This is a genomic window from Micromonospora sp. L5 (assembly GCF_000177655.2).
Taxonomy (GTDB): domain Bacteria; phylum Actinomycetota; class Actinomycetes; order Mycobacteriales; family Micromonosporaceae; genus Micromonospora; species Micromonospora aurantiaca.
In genome coordinates, this window is record NC_014815.1 from 1,957,684 (window position 1) to 1,983,304 (window position 25,621).

General features: G+C 74.1%; 24 protein-coding genes. 9 read left to right on the plus strand and 15 right to left on the minus strand.

Annotated features, from left to right (window positions below):
* Together ML5_RS09515 and ML5_RS09520 are read left to right on the plus strand one after the other, a co-directional pair.
* Window positions 1–1,035, plus strand: coding sequence for an ABC transporter ATP-binding protein (locus tag ML5_RS09515; protein WP_013284833.1), 1,035 nt, complete (start codon window positions 1–3; stop codon window positions 1,033–1,035).
* Window positions 1,035–1,757, plus strand: a complete 723-nt coding sequence (locus tag ML5_RS09520) for an ABC transporter ATP-binding protein (RefSeq protein ID WP_013474535.1) — start codon at window positions 1,035–1,037, stop codon at window positions 1,755–1,757. The genes ML5_RS09515 and ML5_RS09520 overlap by 1 nt, the downstream gene beginning before the upstream one ends.
* 46 nt (window positions 1,758–1,803) lie before the next feature.
* Here ML5_RS09520 and ML5_RS09525 read toward each other — a convergent pair whose 3' ends face one another.
* Window positions 1,804–2,256, minus strand: coding sequence for a GNAT family N-acetyltransferase (locus ML5_RS09525; RefSeq protein WP_013474536.1), 453 nt, complete (start codon window positions 2,254–2,256; stop codon window positions 1,804–1,806).
* Between the two features lie 47 nt (window positions 2,257–2,303).
* Window positions 2,304–3,452 carry a helix-turn-helix domain-containing protein gene (locus ML5_RS09530; protein ID WP_013284836.1) on the minus strand — a complete coding sequence of 383 codons (1,149 nt, stop codon included), beginning with the start codon at window positions 3,450–3,452 and terminating at the stop codon, window positions 2,304–2,306.
* Window positions 3,453–3,624: 172 nt separating this feature from the next.
* On the opposite strand from ML5_RS09530, the gene ML5_RS09535 reads away from it, so the two are divergent.
* Entirely contained in the window at window positions 3,625–4,899 is a 1,275-nt protein-coding gene (locus tag ML5_RS09535; protein ID WP_013474537.1) for a YncE family protein, read from the plus strand.
* A gap of 45 nt (window positions 4,900–4,944) precedes the next feature.
* Here ML5_RS09535 and ML5_RS09540 read toward each other — a convergent pair whose 3' ends face one another.
* Window positions 4,945–6,549, minus strand: a complete 1,605-nt coding sequence (locus tag ML5_RS09540; RefSeq protein ID WP_030274700.1) for an alpha/beta hydrolase — start codon at window positions 6,547–6,549, stop codon at window positions 4,945–4,947.
* A 19-nt stretch (window positions 6,550–6,568) separates the two neighbouring features.
* Window positions 6,569–7,681: an ATP-dependent DNA ligase gene (locus ML5_RS09545; protein WP_013474538.1), complete on the minus strand. Its 1,113-nt coding sequence runs from the start codon at window positions 7,679–7,681 to the stop codon at window positions 6,569–6,571.
* A gap of 136 nt (window positions 7,682–7,817) precedes the next feature.
* On the opposite strand from ML5_RS09545, the gene ML5_RS09550 reads away from it, so the two are divergent.
* Both ML5_RS09550 and ML5_RS09555 read left to right on the plus strand, forming a co-directional pair.
* Window positions 7,818–8,030 (plus strand): hypothetical protein, encoded by a 213-nt coding sequence (locus tag ML5_RS09550; protein WP_013284840.1) that lies wholly within the window; start codon window positions 7,818–7,820, stop codon window positions 8,028–8,030.
* A gap of 267 nt (window positions 8,031–8,297) precedes the next feature.
* Window positions 8,298–8,720, plus strand: a complete 423-nt coding sequence (locus tag ML5_RS09555) for an SRPBCC family protein (RefSeq protein ID WP_013474539.1) — start codon at window positions 8,298–8,300, stop codon at window positions 8,718–8,720.
* Between the two features lie 60 nt (window positions 8,721–8,780).
* Here ML5_RS09555 and ML5_RS09560 read toward each other — a convergent pair whose 3' ends face one another.
* Window positions 8,781–9,269, minus strand: a complete 489-nt coding sequence (locus tag ML5_RS09560; RefSeq protein WP_013284842.1) for a GNAT family N-acetyltransferase — start codon at window positions 9,267–9,269, stop codon at window positions 8,781–8,783.
* 55 nt (window positions 9,270–9,324) lie between these two features.
* Between ML5_RS09560 and ML5_RS09565 the strand changes: the two genes are divergently transcribed.
* On the plus strand, window positions 9,325–9,846 hold the full coding sequence (locus ML5_RS09565) for a DUF1990 family protein (RefSeq protein ID WP_013474540.1): 522 nt from the start codon (window positions 9,325–9,327) through the stop codon (window positions 9,844–9,846).
* A gap of 4 nt (window positions 9,847–9,850) precedes the next feature.
* Here ML5_RS09565 and ML5_RS09570 read toward each other — a convergent pair whose 3' ends face one another.
* From ML5_RS09570 to ML5_RS09615, 10 genes are all read right to left on the minus strand, one after another.
* Entirely contained in the window at window positions 9,851–10,765 is a 915-nt protein-coding gene (locus ML5_RS09570; RefSeq protein ID WP_013474541.1) for a DNA-3-methyladenine glycosylase, read from the minus strand.
* A gap of 148 nt (window positions 10,766–10,913) precedes the next feature.
* Entirely contained in the window at window positions 10,914–11,573 is a 660-nt protein-coding gene (locus tag ML5_RS09575; protein ID WP_013474542.1) for a hypothetical protein, read from the minus strand.
* A 205-nt stretch (window positions 11,574–11,778) separates the two neighbouring features.
* On the minus strand, window positions 11,779–12,558 hold the full coding sequence (locus tag ML5_RS09580) for an anti-sigma factor (protein ID WP_013474543.1): 780 nt from the start codon (window positions 12,556–12,558) through the stop codon (window positions 11,779–11,781).
* On the minus strand, window positions 12,555–13,253 hold the full coding sequence (locus ML5_RS09585) for a sigma-70 family RNA polymerase sigma factor (RefSeq protein ID WP_013284847.1): 699 nt from the start codon (window positions 13,251–13,253) through the stop codon (window positions 12,555–12,557). The genes ML5_RS09580 and ML5_RS09585 overlap by 4 nt, the downstream gene beginning before the upstream one ends.
* Before the next feature lie 82 nt (window positions 13,254–13,335).
* Window positions 13,336–14,193: a spermidine synthase gene (locus tag ML5_RS09590; RefSeq protein WP_013474544.1), complete on the minus strand. Its 858-nt coding sequence runs from the start codon at window positions 14,191–14,193 to the stop codon at window positions 13,336–13,338.
* Complete coding sequence (locus ML5_RS09595; RefSeq protein WP_013284849.1) at window positions 14,193–15,164, minus strand: hypothetical protein; 972 nt, start codon at window positions 15,162–15,164, stop codon at window positions 14,193–14,195. The genes ML5_RS09590 and ML5_RS09595 overlap by 1 nt, the downstream gene beginning before the upstream one ends.
* A 25-nt stretch (window positions 15,165–15,189) precedes the next feature.
* Entirely contained in the window at window positions 15,190–17,664 is a 2,475-nt protein-coding gene (locus tag ML5_RS09600; RefSeq protein WP_013474545.1) for an AAA family ATPase, read from the minus strand.
* Entirely contained in the window at window positions 17,664–18,812 is a 1,149-nt protein-coding gene (locus ML5_RS09605) for an exonuclease SbcCD subunit D (protein ID WP_013284851.1), read from the minus strand. Before ML5_RS09605 ends, ML5_RS09600 begins: the two co-directional genes overlap by 1 nt.
* An 11-nt stretch (window positions 18,813–18,823) precedes the next feature.
* On the minus strand, window positions 18,824–20,572 hold the full coding sequence (locus tag ML5_RS09610) for an ATP-binding protein (protein WP_013474546.1): 1,749 nt from the start codon (window positions 20,570–20,572) through the stop codon (window positions 18,824–18,826).
* A 607-nt stretch (window positions 20,573–21,179) separates the two neighbouring features.
* Window positions 21,180–21,983: a pyrimidine reductase family protein gene (locus tag ML5_RS09615; protein WP_013474547.1), complete on the minus strand. Its 804-nt coding sequence runs from the start codon at window positions 21,981–21,983 to the stop codon at window positions 21,180–21,182.
* Between the two features lie 150 nt (window positions 21,984–22,133).
* Here ML5_RS09615 and ML5_RS09620 point away from each other — a divergent pair, with 150 nt between their 5' ends.
* The 3 genes from ML5_RS09620 to ML5_RS09630 all read left to right on the plus strand — a co-directional run bounded on the left by ML5_RS09620 (window position 22,134) and on the right by ML5_RS09630 (window position 25,520).
* Entirely contained in the window at window positions 22,134–22,679 is a 546-nt protein-coding gene (locus ML5_RS09620; protein ID WP_041784165.1) for a plasmid pRiA4b ORF-3 family protein, read from the plus strand.
* A gap of 421 nt (window positions 22,680–23,100) precedes the next feature.
* Window positions 23,101–24,420, plus strand: a complete 1,320-nt coding sequence (locus ML5_RS09625) for an ABC transporter substrate-binding protein (protein WP_013284855.1) — start codon at window positions 23,101–23,103, stop codon at window positions 24,418–24,420.
* 119 nt (window positions 24,421–24,539) lie between these two features.
* Window positions 24,540–25,520: a carbohydrate ABC transporter permease gene (locus ML5_RS09630; protein ID WP_013284856.1), complete on the plus strand. Its 981-nt coding sequence runs from the start codon at window positions 24,540–24,542 to the stop codon at window positions 25,518–25,520.
* Window positions 25,521–25,621: the final 101 nt, after the last annotated feature.

Consider the following 25,621-nt stretch of genomic DNA (forward strand, 5'->3'; position numbering starts at 1 on the left):
ATGACCGCGACCGCTTCCGGCCACCCGGGCCCGGCGCGTCTCACGCCGCGCGACGAACCGTCGTCCGCCGTACCGGACCTGGCGTCGCTGCAACAGCGCGCCGCCCAGCGCGCCGCCGAACGGGCCGGCGGGCGCGACCGGCTGCGCGGGCACATCGTCTGCGACGGCCTGGTGCGCATCTTCAAGACCGAGGGCGTCGAGGTCGTCGCGCTCCAGGGCCTCGACCTGGTCATCGACCGGGGCGAGCTGGTCGCGATCGTCGGCGCGTCCGGCTCCGGCAAGTCGACGCTGCTGAACATCCTGTCCGGGCTGGACACCCCGACCGCGGGCATCGCCCGGGTCGCCGACTACGACCTGCTGTCGCTGTCGAACAAGCGGCGGCTCGCGTACCGGCGCGACGTGGTCGGCTTCATCTGGCAGCAGACCGGCCGCAACCTGCTGCCGTACCTGACCGCGCTGGAGAACGTGGAACTGCCGATGAAGCTGGCCGGCCGGGCTGGCGGAGGGCGCAAGCGGCGGGAACGGGCCCGTGAGCTGCTGGACATGGTGGGCGTCGGCTACTGCGCCGACCGCCGGCCGGGCCAGATGAGCGGCGGCGAGCAGCAGCGCTGCGCGGTCGCCGTGGCGGTGGCGAACGACCCGGAGATCCTCTTCGCCGACGAGCCGACCGGTGAGCTGGACGAGGCCACCGGCGCCGAGGTCTTCGCCGCGCTGCGCACCATCAACGCCGAACTGGGGGTCACCATCGTGGTGGTCACCCACGACCACGCCGTGGCCGGCCAGGTCCGCCGTACCGTCGCGATCCGCGACGGCCGGACCGCCTCCGAGGTACGCCGGACCGCGCGCGTCACCGCCGACGGCGGCACCGAGATGGTCAGCGAGGAGTACGCGGTGCTCGACCGCACCGGCCGGATGCAACTGCCGGCGCAGTTCGTGGAGGCGCTGTCCCTGCGCGACCGGGTCCGGCTCAACCTGGAACCCGACCACGTCGAGGTGCGCCCCGGCGACCGGGCGCACGGCGAGGAGAGTGAGTGATGACCGACCAGACAGTGGTGCTGCCGGCGGAGCCGGGGACGGCCGTCGACGTGGTCCGGGTCGAGGGGGTGAGCCGCACCTTCGGCAAGGGGGAGCACGCGGTGCACGCCGTGCGGGACGTCTCGTTCACGGCGGGACGCGGCGAGCTGGTCGCCGTCCGGGGCCGCTCCGGCGCCGGCAAGACCACGCTGCTGAACCTGGTCGGCGGCCTGGACCGGCCGGACGCCGGGCGGATCCGGGTGGCCGGGCACGACGTCACCGCCGCAGGTGAGCGGGAGCTGCTGTCGTTGCGCCGGGGCACCATCGGGTTCGTGTTCCAGACGTTCGGCCTGGTGCCGATCCTGTCCGCGGCGGAGAACGTCGGGGTGCCGCTGCGGCTGGCCAAGGTGCCGGCGGCCGAGCGGGAGCAGCGGGTCGCGGTGTTGCTGGAGCTGGTCGGGCTGGGCGGGCACGCGGCGCAGCGCCCGTACGAGCTGTCCGGCGGGCAGCAGCAGCGGGTGGCGGTGGCCCGGGCGCTGGCGAACGAACCGGACCTGCTGATCGCCGACGAGCCGACCGGTCAGCTCGACTCCGAGACCGGGCGGTCGATCATGGACCTGCTGCGTGCGGTGGTGCACGCCCGGGGCATGACAGCGCTCGTCGCCACGCACGACCCGGCGCTCATCGAGCTGGCCGACCGTACGCTCACACTGCGCGACGGCCGGCTGGTGTCGGAGGACTGATCCGGGTGCCGGGCCGCGCGCCTCCGGGCGGCGGCCCGGTGCCGGGTCAGAGCGCCAGCTTCATGCCCTCGTGGCTGGCCACGAAGCCCAGGTCGCGGTAGAACCGGTGCGCGTCGGCGCGCTGCTTGTCGGTGGTGAGCTGCACCAGCGCGCAGCCGTGCTCCCGGGCCCTGTCGATCGCCCAGCGCATCATCGTCCGGCCCAGACCACGGCCGCGCCGGTCGGAGCGGACCCGCACCGACTCGATCAGGCAGCGTTCGGCGCCGTGCCGGCCCAGCCCCGGGATGTATGTGAGCTGGAAGCAGCCCACCAGTTCCCCGCCGTCGTCGGCGACGATCAGATGGTTGCGCGGGTCGGCGTCGAGGTCGGCGAAGGCCCGCTCGTACGCCTCGTCCACCTCGGGCAGGTCGCGGGTGCGGCCCAGCACGTCGTCGGCGAGCAGCGCGAGCACGGCGGGCAGGTCGGCGCGTGCCGCCTCCCGGAAGATCACCTCGGTCACCGGGCCAGCCTGGCACAGCGCCGTGCGCCGGTGTGGCCCGGGCGGCGTCAGCCGTCGTCCAGCCAGCTCCGCAGCGCCCACCACCAGTGCACGGTCTCCGGCACCGTGCACCGGGCGCCCTCCTCGACCGGCGGCCCGCCGGTCAGCTCCCGCAGCCGCCGCAGCCGGTAACGCACCGTGTTCGGGTGGACGTGCAGCTCGGCGGCCGTCTGGTCCAGGCGCTGGCCGTGGTGCAGCCAGGCGAGAGCGGTGCCCGCCAGCTCCCGGTGGAACTCGTCGGCCGGGTCGAGCGCGCCGAGCAGCGTGCCCCGCAGCAGTTCGGCCAGCAGCGGCTGGGCGGCGAGCGCGGTCTCCCCGGCCAGGTCGGTGACCTGACGCAGCCCGCGCAGCCGCCGATTGGCGGCCGTGGCCAGCGCCGCCAGGCAGAGCGCGTACATGTCCGGGGCCCGCGCCAGCGGCTGCGCCGGCGCCACCAGCGTCAGCATGTCGGCCGGCGCGGCGTCGGGCGGTCGCGGCAGCAGCCCGGCCAGCCGGTCCCCGACCGTGCCGAGCAGGCCGCCCCGCGCGGTGAGCTGCCGGTGCAGCGCGTACGCCCGGACCGGGTCGGGCGGCGCGGCGACCAGGCAGTGGTAGCGCCCGTCCGGCCGCAGCCCGAACCGGGTCAGCTCGGCCGGGGGCAGGCCCGCCGGGCCGTCGCGCAGCAGCCGCCGCAGCAGGTGAGCCCGGGCAGCCGCGCCGGTACGTGCCAGTTCCCGTTCGGCGCCGCGGTGCCCGTCGACCACCGCCCGCTCCACCGCCGCGGCGTACCGGCCGATGGTGAGCAGCCCTTCCAGCAGCACCTCGTCCGGGATGCCGGCGGCCCGCCCGTGCCGGACCACCAGCTCCACCGCCCGGTCCCGCCCGGCCTGCACCCCGCGCAGCAGACCGGCCACCGAGACGCCCTGCGCCGCCCGGTCGGCGCCCAGCCGCCGGGCCTCGGCGAAGTCGCGTCCGGCCGGGTCCTCGCGGCGTTCCAGCGCACCCAGGCCACTGGTCAGCAGCAGCACGACCTGGCGGCGTACCTCGTCGGCCGGAAGCCGGGCCACCTCGGGGGAGTCCGCGCGGGCCGCCCGCGCCACCTCGTCGACGGCGGCCGGATCGGCGGACAGGTCGCGCAGCAGCGCGCCGAACGTCGGGGCCTGTCCGATCCGGGTCATCGGCGTCCGCCGCCCTCCGGTTGTCGACGCGGCACAACCGGGCCGCGCGGGCGTTGGCGTCAGGTCCCTAGCCCGGGCGGGCGGCCGGTTGCTCTCCTGGTTGTTACCGCAAGGTAACACCGCTCGCGCCACTGAGAAACGTCGATGTCGTACCGGCTGCCAGGAGGCGTCCATGACACCCGTGCCACAGCACCCGTCCCGTACCCGCCGCCGCGCCGGCCTGGCCGTGCTGGCCGCGCTCGCCCTGGTCGCGCCGGCGCCGCTGGTTACCGCGCCCGCGCCGGCCGCCGCCGCGGCAGCGCTCCAGGAGGTGATGTTCGTCGGCAACAACTGGGACGGCACCGCCGACGTGATCCGGTCCCGCGGCGACTACGCCAGGCTCGGCCGGATCAACGTGATCCCGGACCGCGCCGCGCGGCTGCGCGAGATCTACCTCAACCCGATCAAGCTGGCGTTCTTCCTCGGCATCCGGCAGGGCCCCGGGGAGGGCCACGACCAGCTCATCGACGACATGTACACCACGCCGGACGGCACCGCGCTCGTGGTGTCCCGGCCCAGCTTCGCCGACGTCGTCTCGATCGACCTGGCCACCGGCGCGCTGCGCTGGCGGTTCCCGGTCTCCGGCTACCGCGCCGACCACATGGCCGTCTCGCCCGACGGCACCCGCGTCGCGGTCTCCGCCTCCACCTCCAACACCGTGCACGTGCTGGACATCCGCACCGGCGCGCAGCTCGGCTCGTTCGGCGCCGGCGACAAGCCGCACGAGAACATCTACACCGACGGCGGCACCCGGCTGTGGAACATGTCCATCGGCGAGGTCAACACCGACCTGGACGCGCCGTGGCTCGACTGGACCAAGGGCGACCGCCGGATCACAGTCGCCGACACCAGCACGTACCAGGTGGTCAAGGTGATCGACATGCGGGACCGGCTGGACGCCGCCGGCCGCCGGGACCTCTCCGACGCGGTCCGCCCGGCCGTCTTCACCCCGGACGGCAGCCGGCTCTACTTCCAGGTGTCCTTCTTCAACGGCGTCGTCGAGTACGACGTGGCCACCGACCGGGTCACCCGCGTCGCCACGCTGCCGAAGAACCCGGCCACCAGCGAGGACCGCACCACCTGGGTCAACGACTCCCGGCACCACGGCCTGTCGATGAGCCCCGACGGCACCCGGATCTGCGTCGCGGGCACCATGGACGACTACGCCACGGTGCTGGACCGGGCCACGCTGCGCGAGGGGCCGCTGGTGCCCGCGAGCAAGCCGTACTGGGCCACCGTCAGCGGGGACGGCCGGGACTGCGTGATCTCCGAATCCGGCGCGGACCAGGTCACCGCGATCAACTTCGCCACCGGGCAGAAGGTCGCGAGCGTCCCGGTCGGCGACCACCCCCAGCGGGTGCGCATCGGGCACATCGCGGAGGGCTGGACGCCCCCGGCCGCCGGCTGACCGGCGGCCCGGCCGGCGTCCGCACCCCGGCCGCCGGCCGCGCCGTCACCGGGCGGGGCAGCGCAGCCCCTCCCGGGGGACGGTGAGCGAGATCAGGTACGCGTCGACCGCAGACGTCACGCACGAGGTCTGCGGGTAGGCGGTGTGCCCCTCGCCCTCCCAGGTCAGCACCCGTCCCACGCCGAGCATCGACGCGAGCGCGGGCGTCTGCTCGTACGGCGTGGCCGGGTCACCGGTGGTGCCGACCACCAGGATCGGCGGGGCGCCGTTCGCCCGGCCGGTCGGATACGGATCCCGCTCGCCCGGCCACTCCACGCAGCCCAGCATCCCCACCGCCAGGGCGGGACCGAACAGCGGATACTTCTGCCGCCACTGCGACTGGAGCGAGCGGACCTGCTCGCGCGACGGCTTCTCGGTCTCGTCGGCGCAGTTGACAGCCAGGTTGGCGTCGAACAGGTTCGAGTAGTGCCCGTCGGGCTCGCGGCCCGCGTACGCGTCGGCCAGCTTGAACACGCCGTCCGGGTCGCCGCCCTGGAGGTCGTCGATCGCCCGGGCCAGCTCCTGCCAGCCCTGCTCGGTGTAGAGCGACGAGATCACCGCGTAGAAGACCCAGCCGGCGGTGGCCTTGCGGCCGTCCTGCGCGCGTACCGGAGAGGTCTTCGCCTTGGCGATCGCGTCGGTCACCGCACCGCGGGCGTCCGGGGCGATCGGGCAGCGGCCCGCGTTCGCCGCGCACCACCTGGTGAAGTTGTCGAACGCCCGCTCGAAGCCCTTCGCCTGGCTCTCCGACCCGGCGATCAGCTTCTGCTGCGGGTCGACCGCGCCGTCGAGCACCAGGGCGCGCACGCGCTGCGGGTAGAGCTGCGCGTAGGTGGCGCCGAGCAGCGTGCCGTAGGAGTAGCCGAGGTAGGTGAGCTTGTCGTCGCCGACCGCCGCGCGGACCGCGTCCATGTCCCGCGCGGCCTGCTCGGTGCCGTAGAGCGGGAGCTGGTCGCCGTACTTCGCGCCGCAGCGCTCGCCGACCCGCCGGTTGAGGCCCACGAAGCCGTCGAACGACGACTGGCTCTCCGGGTCGGGGTCGTAGCCGAAGCTGGCGTCCAGGTCGGCGTCGGAGATGCACTTGACCGGGCTGGACCGGGCCACCCCGCGCGGGTCGAAGCCGACGATGTCGAACCGGTCGGTGATCGCCGTCGGCAGGCCGCCGAACGCCGGGCCGAATGACAGGTAGACGGCGGTGTCGACGCCGGACGCGCCGGGACCGCCCGGGTTGATGACAAGCGAGCCGATCCGGTCGCGCTGCTTGGTCGAGCGGGCCCGGATCAGCGCGATCTCGAACGTCTCACCGGCGCCCGGCCCGGCGGTCGCGCCGGTGGTGGCCCCGGTGCCCCAGTTGCGCGGCACGGCGATCCGGGCGCAGTCGTAGCGCATGTCCGCCGCGCCCCGGCCGACCAGCTCGTCGGGCACCTCCGGGCAGGCCCGCCACTCCGGTGCCGTGCCCGGCGGGGCGGCCTCGCCCTCGCTCTCGGCGCGCGGGGCGAACGCCGGCAGCGTGCAGCCGGCGGTGAGCACCACTGCCGCGACGAACGCGGCCAGGACGGGCCGGAACCGGCGGGTCCGTTCGGGGAAGCGGGTCACGTGGGCGCCCTCCATGATCGTGTCGACCGTCAGGCTACGCCCGGCCGCGGGTGTCACCGACCGTCGCTGCCGGATCGCCGCGCAGCACCTCGTCGACGTCGTAGCGGATCGGGCGGTCGAGCTGACCGTAGTCGCAGGAGCGGGGATCACGGTCGGGTCGCCAGCGCAGGAACCGGGCGGTGTGCCGCAGCCGGTCGCCCTCCATCGCGTCGTACGCCACCTCGACCACCAGTGCCGGACGCAGCGGCTCCCACTCCAGGTTCTTGCCGCCGGTCCACCGGCTCACCCCGCCCGGGATGCGCTGGCCCCGCTCGTGGTCGCCGTGCACCCACGGGTGCTCGCCGCCGACGTCGCGGTAGGGCTCCAGCTCGTCGAGCAGCTCCTTGCGGCGGGCCATGGTGAACGAGGAGCTGACGCCGATGTGGTGCAGCACGCCGCTGTCGTCGTAGAGGCCGAGCAGCAGCGAGCCGACCACCGGACCGGACTTGTGCCAACGGAAACCGGCCACCACCGCGTCCATCGTGCGGGCGTGCTTGACCTTGAACATGAGCCGCTTGCCCGGCTCGTACGGCAGGTCGGCCGGCTTGACGATCAGCCCGTCCAGCCCGGCGCCCTCGAACACGTCGAACCAGCGCCGGGCCGTCTCCGGGTCGGTGGTCACCTGCGTCACGTGCACCGGCGGGCGCACCCCGGACAGCGCCTGCTCCAGCCGCTCCCGCCGCCGGGGATAGGGCTGGTCGACGAGCAGCTCGTCGTCGATCGCCAGCAGGTCGAACGCGACGAAGTCGGCCGGGGTGGTCTCGGCCAGCAGCTTCACCCGGGAGGCGGCCGGATGGATCCGCTGGGCCAGCAGCTCGAAGTCGAGCCGAGGCTGCCCACCCGGGCCGTCCCGGCGGATCACGATCAGCTCGCCGTCGACCGCGCACCGGGCCGGGAGCTGCCGGCGGGCCTGCTCGACCACCTCGGGGAAGTAGCGCGTCATCGACTTGCCGCCCCGGCTGGCCAGCTCGACCTCGTCGCCGTCGCGGAACACGATGCAGCGGAAGCCGTCCCACTTCGGCTCGTAGGTCAGACCGGCATCGGTGGGCAGCTCGGCGACGCTCTTGGCGAGCATCGGCTCGACCGGAGGGTTGATCGGCAGGTCCACGGCGACCAGTCAACCAGACCCCACCGACAGCGGTGAGGCAGATCACCGCCGGTGGCCGGGTGGCGTGTCCCGTCCCGGCCGCGTTCGTCACCGCCGCCCGAATGGTGGAACCGCAGGTCAGAGCTACCGTCGCGGCGTGCCGGAGTGGAGTTGCGAGTGCTGCGGGCGCTGGCGGGTCAGCGTCGAGCTGGTCCGCGGCCGCTACCGCTACCGGCTGTCGCACCGCTACCCGCCGGAGCACGGCGGCGGCGCGAACGTCCTCGGCGAGGTCGGCTCGGTCGCCGAGCTGGAACACCTGCTGAAGCGGTACGCCCCGGTCTCCCTGGCCGATCTCCACGAGGCCGCCTGACCGCCGTAACCGAACGGCCGTCCCTCGTCCGCCGGCCGCTCCCGATTCCCGGCTCCGGCTCCCGGCGAGATCTTGGTACCAAGCGGCCCCCATAGGGGCCCCTTCCTACCAAGATCTCCACTGCTCCCACTGCGCGGAACATCAATCCCGCAGGACGGGGGGCGCTTCACGTGGCAACCAGCCGAGCGAGGCGCGGGCGCGGGGCGGCGGCGGGGCGGGGCTCGGGCATAGGCTGAGTGGACCGTCCACGGGGGAGGGAAGAAGCCCATGCGGTTCGCGGAGTCCGTCGACATCGCCGCCGACGTCGACCGGGTCTGGGAGGTGCAGAGCGACGTCGAGCGCTGGCCCGAGTGGACGCCGTCGGTCACCGCCGCCCGTCGGCTGGAGCCCGGTCCGCTGCTCCTCGGCTCGACGGCCCGGCTGGAGCAGCCCCGGCTGCGCCCGGCCGTGTGGCGGGTCGTGGAGATCTGTCCGCCGTACTCGTTCGCCTGGGAGTCGGCGAGCCCCGGCGTGCGCACCCGGGGTGAGCACCGGCTGATCCCGCTGGAGGACGGGCGGACCCGGGCCGAGCTGATCCTGGTGCAGACCGGTCCGCTGGCCTGGCTGGTCGGGTTGCTCGGCGGCTCCACCATGCGCCGCTACCTGCGGCAGGAGGCGGACGGGCTCAGGCGCCGTTGTGCGCGGAACTGACCGAGGCGGACGGCCTCGGGCGCCGCTGCGAGGCCCGCTGACCGGGGCCGGAGCGCCCGCTCAGGCGCCGTCCGGAGGTTCCGGGACCGTCTTTTCCAGCACGGCCAGGCGGTTGCCGTTCTCGTCCGGCCGGTGCGCCACCACCCGGTAGCCGCGGCCCGCGTACAGGGACAGGTTCGCCGCGCTGTCCGCGCCGGTGAACAGCGCGAACCGGGTCACCCGGCCGGCGCAGGCGTGCTCGACGGCGTCCAGCAACCGTCCGCCGACGCCCCGGCCCTGCTGGTCGGGGGCGACCGAGAGACGGCCCACGTGGGCGGTGTCGCCGTCGAGGCGGGCGCGGACCGAGCCGACCAGGCGGGTGCCGCGCCGGGCGGCGAGCACCACGTCCGGCCCGGTCAGCGCCGCCCGTACCTCGTCCAGCGTCTCGGTCAGCGGCGGCAGGAACACGTCGCGGTAGCGCTGCGCCTCCACCAGGTACGCGGCACGCTGCACGGTGAGGATCTCCCCGGCGTCGGCGGGGCCGGCGGGGGCGATGGTCACGTCGGTCACCGGCTCAGCTCACCACAGCGCTCCCGGGCGGCCGTACGCTGGCTGGGGTGTTCCCATGAGCGTGGAGGTGACCGGCGTGCCGGAGCTGACGTACCCGGAGGTGGGCGCGACCCGCGACGGTGCCCTGCCGGCCGGTTACCACCACCTGCGCCACCGGGTCCGGCTGCCGGACGGCGGTTTCCCGCTGGCGGCGGACGCGGTGCTGGGCTGGCGGCTGCACCGCGCGGCCGGCGTGGTGATGCGCGCGGACGCGCCGCGCGCGGCACCCGGGGTACGGGTCACGCCGGGGCTGGGCGTCGGCCCGGTGCGGCTGTGGGGCCCGACCGAGGTGGTCTGGACGGTGGAGGAGCCGGACCGGGCCGGGTTCGGCTACGGCACGCTGCCCGGGCATCCGGAGGTCGGTGAGGAGGCGTTCCTGGTGACCCGGGGCGCCGACGGCGTCTGGTTCGAGGTGACCGCGTTCAGCCGCCCGGCGCACTGGTACGTGCGGGCCGGCGGGCCGGTCGTGCCGGGTTTCCAGCGGGCGTACGCCTGGTGGCTGGGGCGGACGCTGCGGCGGCTGTGCCGGCGGCGCTGACCGGTCAGTAGCGGGCGAAGGAGCGGATCGGGGCGCGCGGGCCGTACTTCGGGGCCTGGACGCCTGCCGCCTCCAGCAGCACGCACACCCGGCCGCGGTGCCCCCGGAACGGCTCCAGCAGCGCCAGCATCCGGGCGTCGTCGCCGCGCGCCTCACCGGCCAGCGCCCACGCCACGGTGTTCGGCACGTGGTAGTCGCCGACGCTCACCGCGTCCGCGTCGCCGTACGCGATCCGCACCACCTCGGCGGCGGTCCACGGCCCGATGCCCGGGATGGCGGTGAGCCGCCGGGTGGCCTCCGCCGAGTCGGCGCAGCGTTCCAGCCGGTCCGCGACGGCCGCCCCGCGGCGCAGCGTGTCGGCGCGCCGCTGCTCGACCCCGAACGGGTGGAACACCCAGTACGGCGTGGCCGCCACCGCGGCGGGCTCCGGCGGCAGCAGCAGTGGTTGCAGCGGGCCGGGCGCCGGTTCCCGGAAGTGCCGCACTGTGGCGGCGTACGCCCGGTACGCCTCCTTGCCGGTGACCTTCTGCTCGAAGACCGCCCGCAGCAGCCGGGGGAAGATCTGGCCGGTGGCGGGCATCCGCAGCCCGTGGTGCGTGTGGGCCAGGCGGGCCACCAGCGGGTGCGTACCTGCGAGCGCGGCGAACCCGGTCAGGTCGTCGCAGAGCCCGGCGATCCGGTCGGCCCGGTCGACCACCCAGGCCGCGCCGGGGCCGTACCCCTCGGCCAGCAGGTCGCCGGCGGACGGGCGCAGCGCCAGCGTGGCCGGGCCGTCCGGGGTGCGGGTGGCCCACCAGAACGTGCCGGCGGCGATCCGCGCACACGGGTCGTACGGGCTGAACGTGAGCGCCCGCACCGAGGCGGCCAGCCGGTAGCCGGCCGGCGGGCGCAGCGTACGGCGGGCGTCGGGCGAGGTCACCAGGCCACTCTGCCACGCGACCGGGCCGTGACGCCGGGCACGCCTGGCCGGGAGGCGGGCCGATGCCGGTGCGGCCCGCCTCCCGGGGTTCGCGACGGTGACCGGCCACGCCCTCCCCGGCGGCGACCGGTCACCGTGTCCTGCGGTGTCAGTACGAGTAGTCCGAGCCGCCGCCGGAGCTGTCCGAGCTGCCCGCCGCGGGCGGCGCGACCGCCTTGGGCGTGCCGGTCGGCAGGCAGGTCAGGTTCTTCTTGCCGTTCGGGTCGACCACGAACCAGGTGCCGCCGACGCCCTGGCCCTTCCACTGGCCCGGCTTCTTGTCGCCGATGTAGCGGTAGACCGGCCAGCCGCCGATGGTGAGCTGCCGGGTGCCGTCCTGACGGGTGATGGTGCCGACCTTGTCGTCGGAGACGCCGCGCAGCTGCGGGTTGCCGTCGGTGAGCGACGGCGGCCACACCTCGGCGCACTTGTCCACGCAGTTGGACTGCGGCGGGTCGTCGGAGTCCTTGTCGAACCGGTACAGCACCCAGCCGTCCTGGTCGGTGACGACGCGGCCCATCCGGGGCAGCTTCTTGCCGACCAGTTCGTCGGTGATCTTCACGTTGGCCGGGGGCGCCTTGTCCGCGACCGGCTCCTCCTCGGGAGCCGCCGACGCCTCTGGTTCGGCCGCCGCGGTGGGTTCGGCCGCGGCGACGGCGACCGGCTCGGCCGCGCCCGAGTTCGCCCCGTTGTAGCCCGCTGGGGCGCAGGCCGTAAGTGCGACCATCGCGCTCGCGACGATGACGGTCGTCCGCTTGTGGTGTGCCACGTGCCCTCCTCGTTCTTGGCAGTTCGCCGAGTAGTACGGGCGCAGTGCTGTCAAGGTTGAACCCGCAAGGGTGGCACATTTCACAGTGGACCGATTGAACCGATGGAAGCCGGCATGCGTGCGTCAGCACGAGGGGGTCCGCCGGCCCGGGCACGACGCGACGGCGCCGGGTGGCTCAGCCACCCGGCGCCGTCGGCACACCAGATCAGATGTCGTCCACCGTCACCAGCGGACTCGCCACGCCGTTCGCGTCGACCGACTGCACCTGGAGCTTGTCGATGTCGCGCACCGGGGCCGAGGTGGACGCGCTCAGCTCCAGCGGAAGCTGGTTCTGGTTCGTCCCGTAGCCGCCGACCGGCACCGACCAGGTGGAGATCACCTCGCTCGTGGCGTTCTTGCGGACCACCACCAGCCGGCACGTGCGCGGCCCCGGCAGACGGCTGAGCTGCACCGCGATCTGCGTGCCGTACTCCTTGCGGGCCAGCCACATCGTGGTCTGCACGCCGGTCCCCGGGTCGGTCGCGTTGTGCTGGTCGCCCTCGATGTCCTCTTTCCCGCCGACGCCCGGGTCGTTCGGGTTGCCCGGCTCGCCGCTCGGCGCCACGCTCGGCGCGGCCTGCGTCGGCCCGGCCTGCGGCGGCGCCGGATCGTCGCCGAGCATCCCGGCCGCCGCCGCGCTCGCGCCGCCGAACACCACCACGGCCGCCGCCGTCGCCAGCAACTGCCGCACCCGGGTACGACGGCGGTCCCGTCGTACCGCCATCAGTGTCCGGTCCAGCAGCGCCGGATCGGTGTGCGTCTGCTCCAGCGCGGCCATCGCCTCACCGTCGATGCCGGAGAGCAGTCCCACCACCGGGACCATCGTCTCCAGTTCCGCCGCGCAGGCCCAGCAGGTGGCCAGGTGCTCCTCGAACCGCTCCGCGTCCTGCGCGTCCAGTACGCCGAGCGCGTACGCGGCGACGTCCATGTGATCGGCCCGGCTCATTCGGTCACCCCCCTCTCCTGCAGAGCCGTGCGCAACGCGCGCAGCGCGTAGTAGACCCGTGACTTGGCGGTACCGAGCGGGAGCCCCAGCTCCTCGGCCGCCTCCGGCACGGTGCGCCCCCGGAAGTAGGTCGCCACCAGGATCTCCCGGTGCGACTGGCTCAGCGTACGCAGCGCGTCCGCTACGGTCATCGTGCGCAGCACCCGGTCGGTGCTGTCCGACTCGGCGAACATGGTCAGATCCCGGTCGTAAGTCTCGGGTGGGCGGGCCTGCTCACTGCGGTGCTCGTCGATGGCGATCCGCCGGGCCACGGTGACGAGCCAGGGGCGCAGCGAGCCCTGGCCCTGCACGCCGAGCCGGTGCGCGTTGCGCCAGGCCCGCAGCAGCGTCTCCTGCACGATGTCCTCGGCGCGCTGCCGGTCCCCGCCGGTCAGCCGCATCACGAACATCAGCAGCGGGCCGGCGTGCTCGGCGTACAGCAGGCGGATCAACTGGTCGGAGTGGCTGGCCTCGGCGGAGGTCGCCTGGTGGCGTCCGGGAGCGGGTCGCGGCGGCACCGGGTCATTCTGGCGATCGGTGGACCGGGCGTCGACCCCCCGGCCCGAACGCGAGGCGCGCGAGTGTGGTTGTGCCCGGGCGAACATCCACTCGGGCCGCGCCACCTCGCCGTGCCAGCCGGCCGCCACCGCATGCATGCAGACCTCCGCTGTCCAATGACATCAGCCGGCCCCCCACGGGCATGGCCGCCCGGGGATACGCAGCGATCAGCCGATCGGATCAACGTTTGACCGAAAAAATTCCCGGCGGTGGGGGAGTGGAGTCGACGGCGTCCGCGTCGTGGACCACCGCCGCGCCGCCGGTGAACCGGTCCAGCTCGGCACCGGCCAGCACCCGGCCGGGGAACCAGTCACCCGCCGCCCGCCGGGTCAGCTCCGGCACCGGCGGCTCCACCCGGGACGCCACCAGGACCAGGTTGCCGTAGCGCCGGCCGCGCAGCACCGCCGCGTCGCCGACCAGGCAGGCCCGGGGCAGCACGGTACGCACCGTCGCGACCTGGGCGCGGGCGTGCCGCAGCGGCGGGCCGTCGGCCACGTTCGCCAGGTAGCTGCCGCCGGGCGCGAGCACCCGGGCCACCTCGGCGGCGTACTCCACCGAGGTCAGATGCGCGGGGGTACGGGCGCCGGCGAACACGTCGGCCACGATCACGTCGTACGCGCCGTCCCGGCTCGACGTCAGCGTCGCCCGCGCGTCGGCCACCCGGACCTTCAGGCGCGGATCCGACGGCCAGGGCAGCTCGCGGCGGACCAGCTCCACCAGCGCGCCGTCCACCTCGGACACCCGCTGCGTCGAACCGGGCCGGGTGGCCTGCACGTAGCGGGGCAGGGTCAGCGCGCCGCCACCCAGGTGCAGCACCCGCAGCGGCGTCCCGGCCGGCGCCACCAGGTCCAGCGCGGCGGCCAGCCGCCGGACGTACTCGAACTCCAGGTGCGAAGGATCGTCGAGATCCACATGCGACTGCGGCGCGCCGTCGAGCAGCAGCGTCCAGGAGCCCGGACGGTCGGCGTCCGGCACCAGCTCGGCCCGGCCGGTGTCGACGTCGGCCGTCACCCGGTCGGAGTCGCGTCGCCGGCCCATCAGCGCCGCATCCCGCGCGCCGCGGCGGTGAGCACCCGGTGCAGCAGCCGCGCGTCGCCGAGCATGCCCCGCAGCCGGCGCTCCAGCCCGGCGATCGGCACCAGGTTCTGCGGGGCGCGCGGATCCTTGTACGGGGTGGAGGCGAACCGGGGCAGCGTCACCAGCGACAGGTCGGCAAGCGCGATCGCCTCCGGCACGGTCAGGTCGGCCGAGCACTCCACCCGCACGATGCCCGCCCAGGGCGCGCCCGCGCGCACCGGCAGCCGCAGATACCACGACCAGCCGCCCCAGGCCGTGCCCAGCCGGAACACCGGGCAGCGCTCGCCCGGCGCCAGCCCGGTCACCACAGCGGTGAGCCGGGCGTCCAGGTACTGGCTGTGCTGCGTCTTGATGTACCCGAGCGTGCGCGGCAGGTTCCGCCGGCTACGCAGCGGGCCGTCCACCACCAGCAGGTCGCCGTCGGTGCGTACCGCGTCGGAGACGGCCACCTCCAGCGCGGTCAGCGGCGCCTGCACCGCCGCGGGCAGCTTGCTCAGCTCACCGGTGCCGCTGACCCGGTGCACCGGGTAGCGGACCGTCCCGGCGACCACGTCCTGCGCCGACGGGCTCGCCGTGAACAGGCCACGGCCCACCCGGGAACCGGCCATCTCGGCGGCGCCCCGGTCGAGGTCGCAGCGGACCACACCGGCCGCGTACGAGGCGGCGATGCCGGGGAACGAACCGCCGTCCTCCTCGGCCGTCCAGACGCTGGCGTCGATCCGGCGTACCCCGTCGACGAGCAGCACCACGTCCGGCGCCCGCACGCCCGCGCGCGGGCCGATCGCCCGCCAGTCGGTGGCCGGCAGCTCGACGTCGGCGTCGACCTGCGCGCTGCTCGGCGCGGCCGGCCCGGACCCGCCCGCCGCCTCGAACGACGCGCCGTACGACGGATCCCACGCGTCGACGAAGAACGCCGGCGACGGCCCGGTCACGCGGCGCTCCGCCGGCCCGTGCCGGTCACAGGCCGGTCCGTTCCACCCGGGCCGTCCGCGCGTCCTTGCGGACCTCGAACCGGACCGGGATGCGCTCGGCCAGCGCCGGCACGTGGGTGACCACGCCGACCATCCGGTCGCCCCGGGCGGCCAGATTCTCCAGCGTCGCCGCGACCGTGTCCAGCGTCGCCGCGTCGAGCGTGCCGAAACCCTCGTCCAGCACGATCGACTCCAGGCTGGCGGCGGTGGTGGACATGCCGGCGAGCTGCTCGGACAGCGCCAGCGCCAACGCCAGCGACGCCTGGAACGTCTCCCCGCCGGACAGCGTGCGCACCCCGCGCCGCAACCCCGCGTCGTGGTGGTCGACCACGAAGAACTCACCCTTGTCGTGGACCAGGTCGTACTGCCCGCCGGACAGCTCCCGCAGGATCCCCGACGCGCCGTCGACCAGCAGGTCCAGCGCCTCGGTGAGCAGCCAGCGCTCGAAGTTGTTCGCCCGCAGGTGCGAGGCGAGCGCCCGCGCCACCCGGGCCTCGTGCTCGTGCCCGGCCCGCTGCTCCCGCAGCCCGGCGGCCTGCTCGCGGCGCTCGTCGAGCCGGCGCAACTCCGCCTCGGCCCGTTCCACCGCCACCGCCACGTCGCGCGGCGCGTCCTGGGGGGCGTCCAGCCCCGCCGCGGTGAACAACGCGGCGATCCCGTCGGCCACCTCGGCCGCGGCCCGCTGCGCCGCCTCCACCGAGTCGGCCAGCCCGTCCCGTTCCGCGCGCCGCGCCTGCGCCTGCTCGCCCGCCCAGCCGGCCAGCGCCGCCCACGCCGCCGCCACGTCGTCCCGGTCGGCGGCCGGCGGCCCGAACCAGGTCAGCCCGTCGCGTACCGCGTCCAAGTCACGCCAGGCCCGGCGCAGCCGCTCCTGCGCGGCGTCCAGCGCGCCCCGCGCCCGCCGGGCCGCCTCCCGGCCGGCCCGCACCGCGCCGGCCGCCTCCTCCAGCGCGGTCCGCAGCCGTGCGTGCTCGGCCAGCGACTCGCGCAGCCGCTCCGGCGCGGGCGCGTCCGTGAGCTGCTCGTCCAGCTCGGCCAGGCGCGCGCCGAGCTGGTCGTGCTGGGTCCGGGCGCGCAGCAGCACCCGGTCGGAGTCACGGGCCGCGGTGTCGCGTTCCTGCACGACCCGCTTGGCCGCCTCGCTCGCCGCGCGCGCGGCCTTGCCTGCCTCGATCGCCCGGCTCACCGCCGAACCCTTCGGCACCGCCGGCACCGTGGTGACGGTCTGCTCGCACACCGGGCACGGCGCGCCGCCGACCAGGTGCGCCCGCAGCGCCACCGCCTGGTCGGCGGCCTTCGCGTCCTCGTGCGCGCGGAACGCCGACTCCAGCTCCGTCTCGGCCCGCTGCGCGTCCGCCCGCGCCGCCGCCAGCGCCTCCACCGCCGCCTCGTGTTCGGTCCGCGCCGCGTCCACCGCCGCGCGGACCGTCGCCGCCTCCGCGGTCAGCCGGTCCCGGTCCGCGTACGCCTTCAGGTGCAGCCGCAGCGCGCTCTCGTCACCGGCGGCGGCCAGCTCCCCGCGCAGCTTCTCCTCGCGCTCCTCGGCCAGCCCGACCGCGGCCGCCGCCTCGTCGGCGGCGACCCGGGCCTGCGCCACCGCCCGCGCCAGCTCGGCGGTGCCGTCCGGCGGCCGGACCCCGGCCAGCACACCCAGCTCGGCGTCGAGGGCGGCAAGCGCCGCGGCCCGCTCACCCGCCGTCGCACGGGCCCGCTCCCATTCGGGTACGGCGGCAGCGACCGCTGCGGCCAGTTCCCGCATCGCGTCCACCCGCTCCCGGGCGGCGGCCAGACTCTCGTCGTCGACGTCGGCGAGCCCGCCGAGCATCTTGTCGACGGTCTCCAGCTTCGCCTCGGCCTGCCCGGCCCGCTCGACCGCCTTCTTCTGCACCGACTCGTAGACGCCCAGCCCGAGCAGGTTCACCAGGATCTGCTGACGGGTGGCCGGCTTGGCGTGCAGGAAGTCGGCGAACTGTCCCTGCGGCAGCACCACGCACGAGGTGAACTGCTCGTACGGCAGCCCCACCGCGTCCAGCACCGCCTGCTCCATCTCGGCCGGGGTGCCCGCCACCACCTCGCCCAGATCGTCCGGGCTGAGCCCGGTGTCGAGCTTGGTGACGTCGAACCCCGGCGGCATGAGCTGGAGACCGGCGTTCGCCGTCTTCACAGTGCCCCGGCCGTCGCGGCGCACCACCCGGGTCGCCACGTAGCGGTCCCCGGCGGACTCGAAGACCAGCCGGACCCGCGCCTCGGTCGCCGACGGCGCCAGCGCGTTCGCCAGCCCCCGGGCGCCGCCCCAGCGCGGCACCGTCCCGTAGAGCGCGAAGCAGATCGCGTCGAGCACCGTCGACTTGCCCGAACCGGTCGGCCCGACCAGCGCGAAGAAGTCCGCGTCGGTGAAGTCGACAGTCGTCTCGTCGCGGAACACCGTGAACCCGGCCATGTCCAGCCGCATCGGCCGCATCAGTGCTCCACCTCCTCGAGCAGCTCGTCGAAGAGTTCCCGGACACCCTCGTCGGCGTGCCCGCGGCTGTCCAGGTAGTCGCCGAACAACTCGCCCGGCGACCGGCCGGCCCGCTGAGCCGTCCGTGTCCCGCTGCCCGGCGCGGGCACCAGATCCGGATCGATCCGGATCTCCAGCGCCCGGGGCAGCAGCTCCTGCACCTCCTCGCGCAGCCCGGCCCGGGGCTGCTCCCGGACGTAGACGCGCAGCCAGCCCTCCGGCGCCTCGATCTCGGCGAGCTGCGCGAGCGTGCCGCGTACCGTGCGCAGCGGCACCGCGCCCGGCACCGGCACCTCGCGGATACGGGCGGCCGTGGTGGCTGTCACCTCCACGATCGTCACCGAGCCGACGTTCTCCTGCTCGCCGAAGTCGACGGCGAGCGGACTGCCGCTGTAGCGGATCGGGCACGGGCCGATGACCCGCTGCGAGCGGTGCAGGTGACCCAGCGCCACGTAGTGCGCGTTGCCGGGGAAGACTGTCGCCGGAACCGCGTATCCAAGCACCGTGTGCGCGTCCCGCTCACCGCCGCCGGTGCTCGCCCCGACCACAGTCAGGTGCGCCGTGACCAGGTGCACGCGGTCCGGCTCGGTGAACCCCTCGGCGAGGCGGTCCAGCACCCGCCCCAGGTGGTCGGCGTACGTCTGGTTGGCCTCGGCCGGGGTGAGCGTGTACATCTCCACCGCGCGCACCGCGTACCGCTGGGACAGGAACGGCAGCGCGGCGAGCCGCCAGCGCTCCCCGCCGGCGGTGACCCCGTCGACGACGTGCTCGTCCGGGTTCTCCCGGACGCTGCCGCGCAGCGTGATCCCGGCCGCCTCGGCCCACGGGCGCAGCGCGTCCAGCGCCGCGCCGTTGTCGTGGTTGCCGCCGATCGCCACCACGTCGGCCCCGGTACGCCGCAGCGCGGTCAGCGCCCGGGTGACCAGCCGGGTCGCCTCCGGGGTCGGCGCGGCGGTGTCGTACAGGTCACCGGCGACGATCACCAGGTCGGGCCGCTCACGCTGGGCGATCTCGATCACCTGGGCGAGGACCTGCTTGTGCTCCTCGGCCCGGGACTGCCCCTTGAGGACCTTGCCGACGTGCCAGTCCGAGGTGTGCAGGATCTTCATCTGGGTGCCGCCTAGAACGGGATGTCGTCGTCGGAGGAGCCGGAGCCGACCACCGCGAACGGATCGGCGGCCTGCGTGATCGACCGTAGCGTCTCCGAGGGCGCGCGGCCCGCCTCCGAGACCCGGGTGGCCCACGCCGGGAACGGGAACTCCAGGCAGAGCGGCACCGGGATGTCCGGCTGGTTGACGAACATCGTGCCCGGCTTGGCCAGCAGCGCCCGCTGCCGCTGGGCGGGCGGCAGGAAGCCGTACTCCGGGCGGGACGCCTCGGCCGGGTCGAGCCGGCCCACCACCCGGATCGCCGAGTTGGTGACGATCCGCCGTTCCACCTCGCTGGCCGTCTGCTGCGCGCCGACCAGGATCACGCCCAGCGAGCGGCCCCGCTCGGCGATGTCGAGCAGCACCTCCTTGATCGGCGACGAGCCCTCCCGTGGCGCGTACTTGTTCAGCTCGTCGAGGACGACGAACAGCAGCGGCTTGGCGGTGCCGGCCTTCTCCTTGCGCTCGAACTCGCTCTTGAGCGTCACGCCGACCACGAACCGCTGCGCGCGATCCGGCAGGTTGTGCAGGTCGACCACTGTGACCTGGGCGCTCTCCGCCGTGTTGATCGAGTGCGGGCGGCGCATCGCCAGGTCGCCCCGGATGAGCCGGCCCAGGTCCTTCTTGCTGCCGATGAGCCGGCGGGCGAACGCGTTGACGGTGCCCAGCCCGACCGCGCTGCCCGCCCACTCGCCGCGTGTCTCGTCGTCGTTGAGCTGCTCGACCACGTGGTCGACCAGATCGGCGTACGAGCCGAGCCGCACCCCGTCGATGCTCACCCCGCCGTCGGCTGGCTGGGCGTAGCGGGCCAGGTGCGCGGCGACCGAGTGGACCACCATCGTGTACTGCTGGCGCTCGTCGTCCGCGTCGGCGAACACGTACGGCAGGAGCCGGTCGGCGCAGAACTCGGTCAGCGTCCAGTAGAAGCTGTCCACCCCGGTGAGCCGGCTGCTCACATCCGGCGTGCCGGAGGAGTCGCCGACCCGCGGCGGGGCGTACACCCGCACGTCCGGGAACGCGCCGGCGTCCAGGCCCAGCTTCGCGTACGCCGCCCGGGTCGGGTCGTCGAGCCGGCTGTTCGGGTGGTCGAGGAAGAGCAGGTCCTCGCCCTTGACGTTGAAGATCAGCGCCTTCGCGTTCACCGCGTCGCCGCCCAGCACGCCGGAGCGGAACACCGAGTAGAGCAGGAACGTGGCGAAGCTGGTCTTGGTGGCGACACCGGAGATGCCGGAGATCGACACGTGCGCGCCCCGGGTGCCGTCGAGGAAGTCGGCGTTGAGGTAGACCGGCACGCCGTCGCGGCCCATCCCCATCGGGATCCGCCGCTCCATCCGGTCGAAGTGCAGCGCCCGCGCCCGCGCGTCACCCTCGGCCCGGTGCACCACCGCGCCCGGCGTGGGCGGCACGTAGAACTCCGGGTCGACCCGCGTGGTGGTCACCTCGGCCGCCTCCTGCACCTGCGCCGGCAGCGTGCCGTCGGCGATGGCGAAGACGTCGGAGTCGAACTGCGCCCCCTCGTGCCGGGCGCGCACCTGGGTCACCACCCCGGCGATCGTCACCGGCTCACGGTCGGGCAGGTCGCGACGGGTCACCACCACGTCGTCGAGTTGCAGGTAGCTGCCCGGCGCGACGGCGGTCCAGAAGGTGAGCGGGGTGGCGTCGGCGGTGCCGAGCACCCGGCCGACACCCTCGCCGGGCCCGTCGAGCTGATCGTCGGTCATCGGCGGTCTCCGGTCGGCTGGTCGTACCGTTGGCGGTGCACGTCGTGCATCCTGCCCGAGGGATGCGACAGGTTGCCACGCGACGCGGCGGACGCCACGTCACCCGTGCGCCGAACGGTAGCCACCCGAATCCGCCCGATCACGATGCGTGCCTTTCCTCCACGTTCACCCCTCCGCCGCCCGCCGCGCCGCGCCGCCCCGCCCGCCGCGCCGCCCGCCGCTGCGGGGCCGTCTGCCGCGCCAACGCTGCCGGCTCCCGGGCGGCCCGCCCGATGACCGCCAGTGATGCCGTCGGGTGACCGAGATGCGGCGCGGCCCGGCGCGGCCCGGCGCGGCCCGGCCCGGTCCGGTCCGGTCCGGCCGCTCGGTGGAACACCACGGGTGCCTCCGCAGGCCGATGACACCCATGGCGTTCCACCCGTCGCCTGCCCACCCCGAACTCGCCGTTTCCGGTCTGCGCGTCCCGAGCCGCGGGAGTCGTGTCCCGCGTGTCAGGACGACGCGGAGATCTTGGTACGAAAGGGCCCCTCTAGGGGCCGTTTGATACCAAGATCTCGCGTGCCGCGTGCCGCGTGCCGCGTGCCGCGTGCCGCGTGCCGCGAGCGGGTCAGGCGGCGGGGGCGGAACCGGCGGGCGGGGTCTCGGCGGGGTCGCGGACGTAGCGCAGCATCAGCACGCCGTCGGCGGCGGCCAGCACGTGCCGCAGCGGCAGGTGACGCGGGACGCTGGCGTCCCCGGCGGTGATCCGGCCCGGCCCGGCGCCGGCGAGCAGCGGCGCCACGGTCAGGCACAGTTCGTCGACCAGGTCGGCGGCAGTGAGCGCGCCGAACAGGTGCGGGCCGCCCTCGCAGAGCAGTTGGCCGAGCCCGCGCCGACGCAACTCGGCCAGTCCGGCGACGAGATCGACCCGCCCGGGCGCGTCGGCCTGGTCGGTGCCGCAGCGGATCACGTCGGCGACGTCGGCCAGCCCGGGCGGCGGTACGGCGTCGGCGTGGGTGAGCACGATCGGCCGGACCGGGGCGTCTGCGAACGCGGCCTGCGCCGGGTCGAGGTCGAGCGAACCGGAGACGACCACCAGCGTGGGGAACTCGGCCAGCCCCTGCTCGCGGCGCCAGGCCCGGCGTTCCGGGCTCAGCCGGACCGCCCGGTAGCCCTCGTGCCGCAGTGTGCCGGCGGCCACCACGAGACCGTCGCAGAGCATCCGCAGCAGGCCGAAGACCCTCTTGTCCGGCTCGCCGGAGAGCCCGGCCGAGTATCCGTCCAGAGTGACCGCGCCGTCGGCGCTGGCGACGAAGTTGACCCGCAGGTGCGGGCCGGCCGTCCGGCCGTAGAGCGCGGTGAGCTGCGGATCGGTGAGCGCACCGGTGACGGGTGCGGGCCAGATCCGTTCGATCGGGGTTCCGACGGTCATTCGCCGGCCGGACCGGTGACCGGAGGGGTGGGTTCGGGGGTACGGTGCTGGCAGTCGCACCACTTCCGGCCAGGACAGTCGTCGTGCCGCCGTTCCCGGCAGGCTCGGCAGATCATGCAGGCAGCCTATGCCCAGGAAGGATTGGACGTCGTGTCGCGTCAGATCTTCCAGCTCATGGTGTCGCTGGCCGGCGTCCGGCCGCCGGTGTGGCGGCGGGTGCTGGTGCCCGGCGGCTACACGCTGGACCGGCTGCACCGGGTGATCCAGCACGCGATGGGCTGGCGCGACTGCCACCTGCACTCGTTCGACGTGGACGGCCGGCAGTACGGCGAGCCCGACCCGGACGGCGAACTGGCGCTGCGCGACGAGCTGGACGTCCGGCTGGATGCGCTCGTCGGCAAGGGCGACCGGTTCCGCTACACGTACGACTTCGGTGACTGGTGGGAGCACGACCTGGTGGTGGAGGACTGCTGCGCCGCCGACCCGGACGAGCGCTACCCGCTGTGCCTGGACGGGGAGCGGGCCTGCCCGCCGGAGGACGTGGGCGGTCCGGGCGGGTACGCGGTCCTGCTGGCCGCGCTCGCCGATCCCGCGCATCCGGAGCATCCGACCATGCGGGAGTGGGCCGGCCCAGCGTTCGATCCGGGCGTGTTCGACCCGGACCGCGCCACCGTCCTGCTGCGCCGCTGCTGCTGACCCGATCCCTCGCGCCGCCGACCGCGCGACCAACTGCACCGCCGATCGCGCGACCACTGCACCGCCGACCGCGCGGCCATTGCACCGCCGAACCGCGCGACCAGCCGGGCCACCGACCGCGCACCCGCCGCGTCACCGGTCGCGCGACCCGCGGCGCCACCGACGCGTCACCGACCGCGCGACCCGCGGCGCCACCGCCGCACCGCTGACCGCGCGGTCCCCGCGCAGGGGCCGCGCGCCGACGCGGTAACGAAATGGGAACGCTCCCAACGGTCTATTGACACCCCTGTCACCTCCCGGCAACCTCATGGGAGCGCTCCCGAGAGTGGTGCGGATCTCCCTCCTGCCCGCTCCGGCCCGCGCGAAACGCACCCCCCACCACACAGCAGATATCGCCTCACCACCGAAAGAGGGGTCTCGGATGAGCGTCCCAATCCGTCGTCGGCGGTTCGCGGCCATCGCGCTCGCGTCCGTCGTCGTGCTCGGCACCACCGCCGCCTGCGGCGACGACTCGGACAGCGGCGACAGCGGCAGCGGCGGCGGCCCGGTCACCCTGGTCGTCGACGTCTTCGGCGACCAGGGCTTCGGCTACGAAGAGCTGTACAAGCAGTACGAAGCGGAGCACCCGAACGTCAAGATCCAGGAGCGGGGCAAGGGCCTCGGCCTCGGTGACTACAACACCCGTTTGACCCAGCAGATCACCGCGGGCTCGGGCGCCGGCGACGTGGTGGCCCTGGAAGAGGGCACCATCGTCCAGTTCTACGCCCAGGCCGACAAGTTCGTGAACCTCGCCGACCACGGCGCGAACGACCTCAAGGGCAACTTCCTGCCGTGGAAGTGGGAGCAGGGCACCACCCCCGACGGCAAGGTGCTGGGCCTGGGCACCGACGTCGGCTCGATGGCGCTGTGCTACCGCAGCGACCTGTTCAAGGCCGCCGGGCTGCCCACCGACCGCGAGCAGGTCGGCGCGCTCTGGCCGACCTGGGACGAGTTCATCGCCACCGGCCAGAAGTTCGCCGCCGCCGACAAGAAGCACAAGTTCGTCGACTCGGCGACCAACTTCTACAACGTCGTGCTGATGCAGATCGCGGGCCAGGGCACCGGCTACACCTACTACGACAAGAGCAACAAGCTGGTCATCGACCAGAACCCGGACGTGCAGGCCGCGTACCAGCTCACCACCAAGATGATCGCCGCCGGGCTGTCCAACAACCTCCAGTCGTTCTCCAACGAGTGGAACGCCGGCTTCAAGAACGGCACCTTCGCCACCATCGCCTGCCCCGCCTGGATGACCGGTGTCATCAAGGGCCAGGCCGGTGACGCGGCGGCCGGCAAGTGGGACATCGCCAAGGCGCCGGGCGCCGGTGGCAACTGGGGCGGCTCCTTCCTCGGCGTGCCGAAGTCGAGCAAGCACCAGAAGGAGGCCGCGGAGCTGGCCAAGTTCCTGACCAGCGCCAAGGGCCAGATCGGCGCGTACAAGGCGGTCGGCAACCTGCCCTCGAACCCGCAGGCGCTCACCGACCCGGCCGTGGCCGACTCGACCAACGACTACTTCAGCAAGGCCCCGGTCGGCAAGATCTTCGCCGCCGGCGCCACCGACCTGAAGCCGGTCTACCTCGGCCCGAAGAACAACGCGGTCCGCACCGCCGTGGAGAACACGCTGCGCGCCGTGGAGCAGGGCAAGTCGGCCGACGAGCAGTGGCAGGCGGCCCTGAAGAACGGTGCGGCCGCCGGTAAGTGACCGGTTGAGCCGCCCGCGGGTGGCGTCGGCAGCCCTGGCTGCCGGCGCCACCCGCGGTGCCCGCAGAGTCCGGCGTCGCCCGTGTGGCGGGTGACGCCGGCCGAGGAGAAGGACTCCCCATGAGCCTCGACCTGCACGCCGCGGCGCCGCCCGAGCCCGGCGCGCCCCGCGCCGCACGGCACACACGCCGCCGCGCCGCCTCGATGACCCGGCTGGACCTGAAGTACTCGCCGTACCTGTACGTCCTGCCGTTCTTCGTGATCTTCGCCGTGTTCGGCGTGTACCCGATCGCGTACACGGTCTGGATCGCGCTGACCGACCGGTCGCCGCTGAACTCGACGATCTCCTTCGTCGGGATGGACAACTTCGTCGAACTGATCACCGAGGATCCGCAGTTCTGGAACGCGGTGGTCAACACGTTCGGCATGTTCCTGCTCTCCACAGTGCCCCAGCTGCTGCTGGCGCTGATGCTCGCCAACGCGCTGAACCGGAAGCTGCGCGCGCAGACGTTCTTCCGGATGGCCATCGCGATGCCGATCATCACCTCGACCGCTGTGGTCGCGCTGATCTTCTCGATGATCTACGCCAAGGACTTCGGCCTGGTCAACTGGCTGCTCGACAGCGTCGGCCTGGACCCGATCGACTGGCGGGCGAACCGCTTCGCCTCCTGGTTCGCCATCTCCACCATGGTCGACTGGCGCTGGGTCGGTTACAACGCGCTGATCTACCTGGCCGCCATGCAGTCGATCAGCAAGGACATGTACGAGGCCGCGGCGCTGGACGGCGCCTCCCGGCGGCGCCAGTTCTGGTCCATCACGGTCCCGCAGCTGCGCCCCACGATCATCTTCACGCTGATCATCTCCACCATCGGCGGCCTCCAGCTGTTCACCGAGCCCTTGCTGTTCACCAGCGGCTCGGGCGGTCTCTCCGGTGGTTCGGAGGGCCAGTTCCAGACCATCACGATGTACCTGCTCGACGTGATGAACCAGCGCTTCCGGTGGGGCTACGCCGGGGCGGTCGCGCTCGTGCTCTTCGTGCTCATCGCGTTGATGTCGGCGATCAACTACCTGCTCGCCCGCCGCATCAGCTCCGACAAGTGAGGTGACGAGATGACGACCACCGCCGTCCGCCCGCCCACCCGGCAGAGTCCGCCGGTCAAGACCGCCCACCGGGCCGAGCGGCTCTGGAAGGCCAGCCCGCT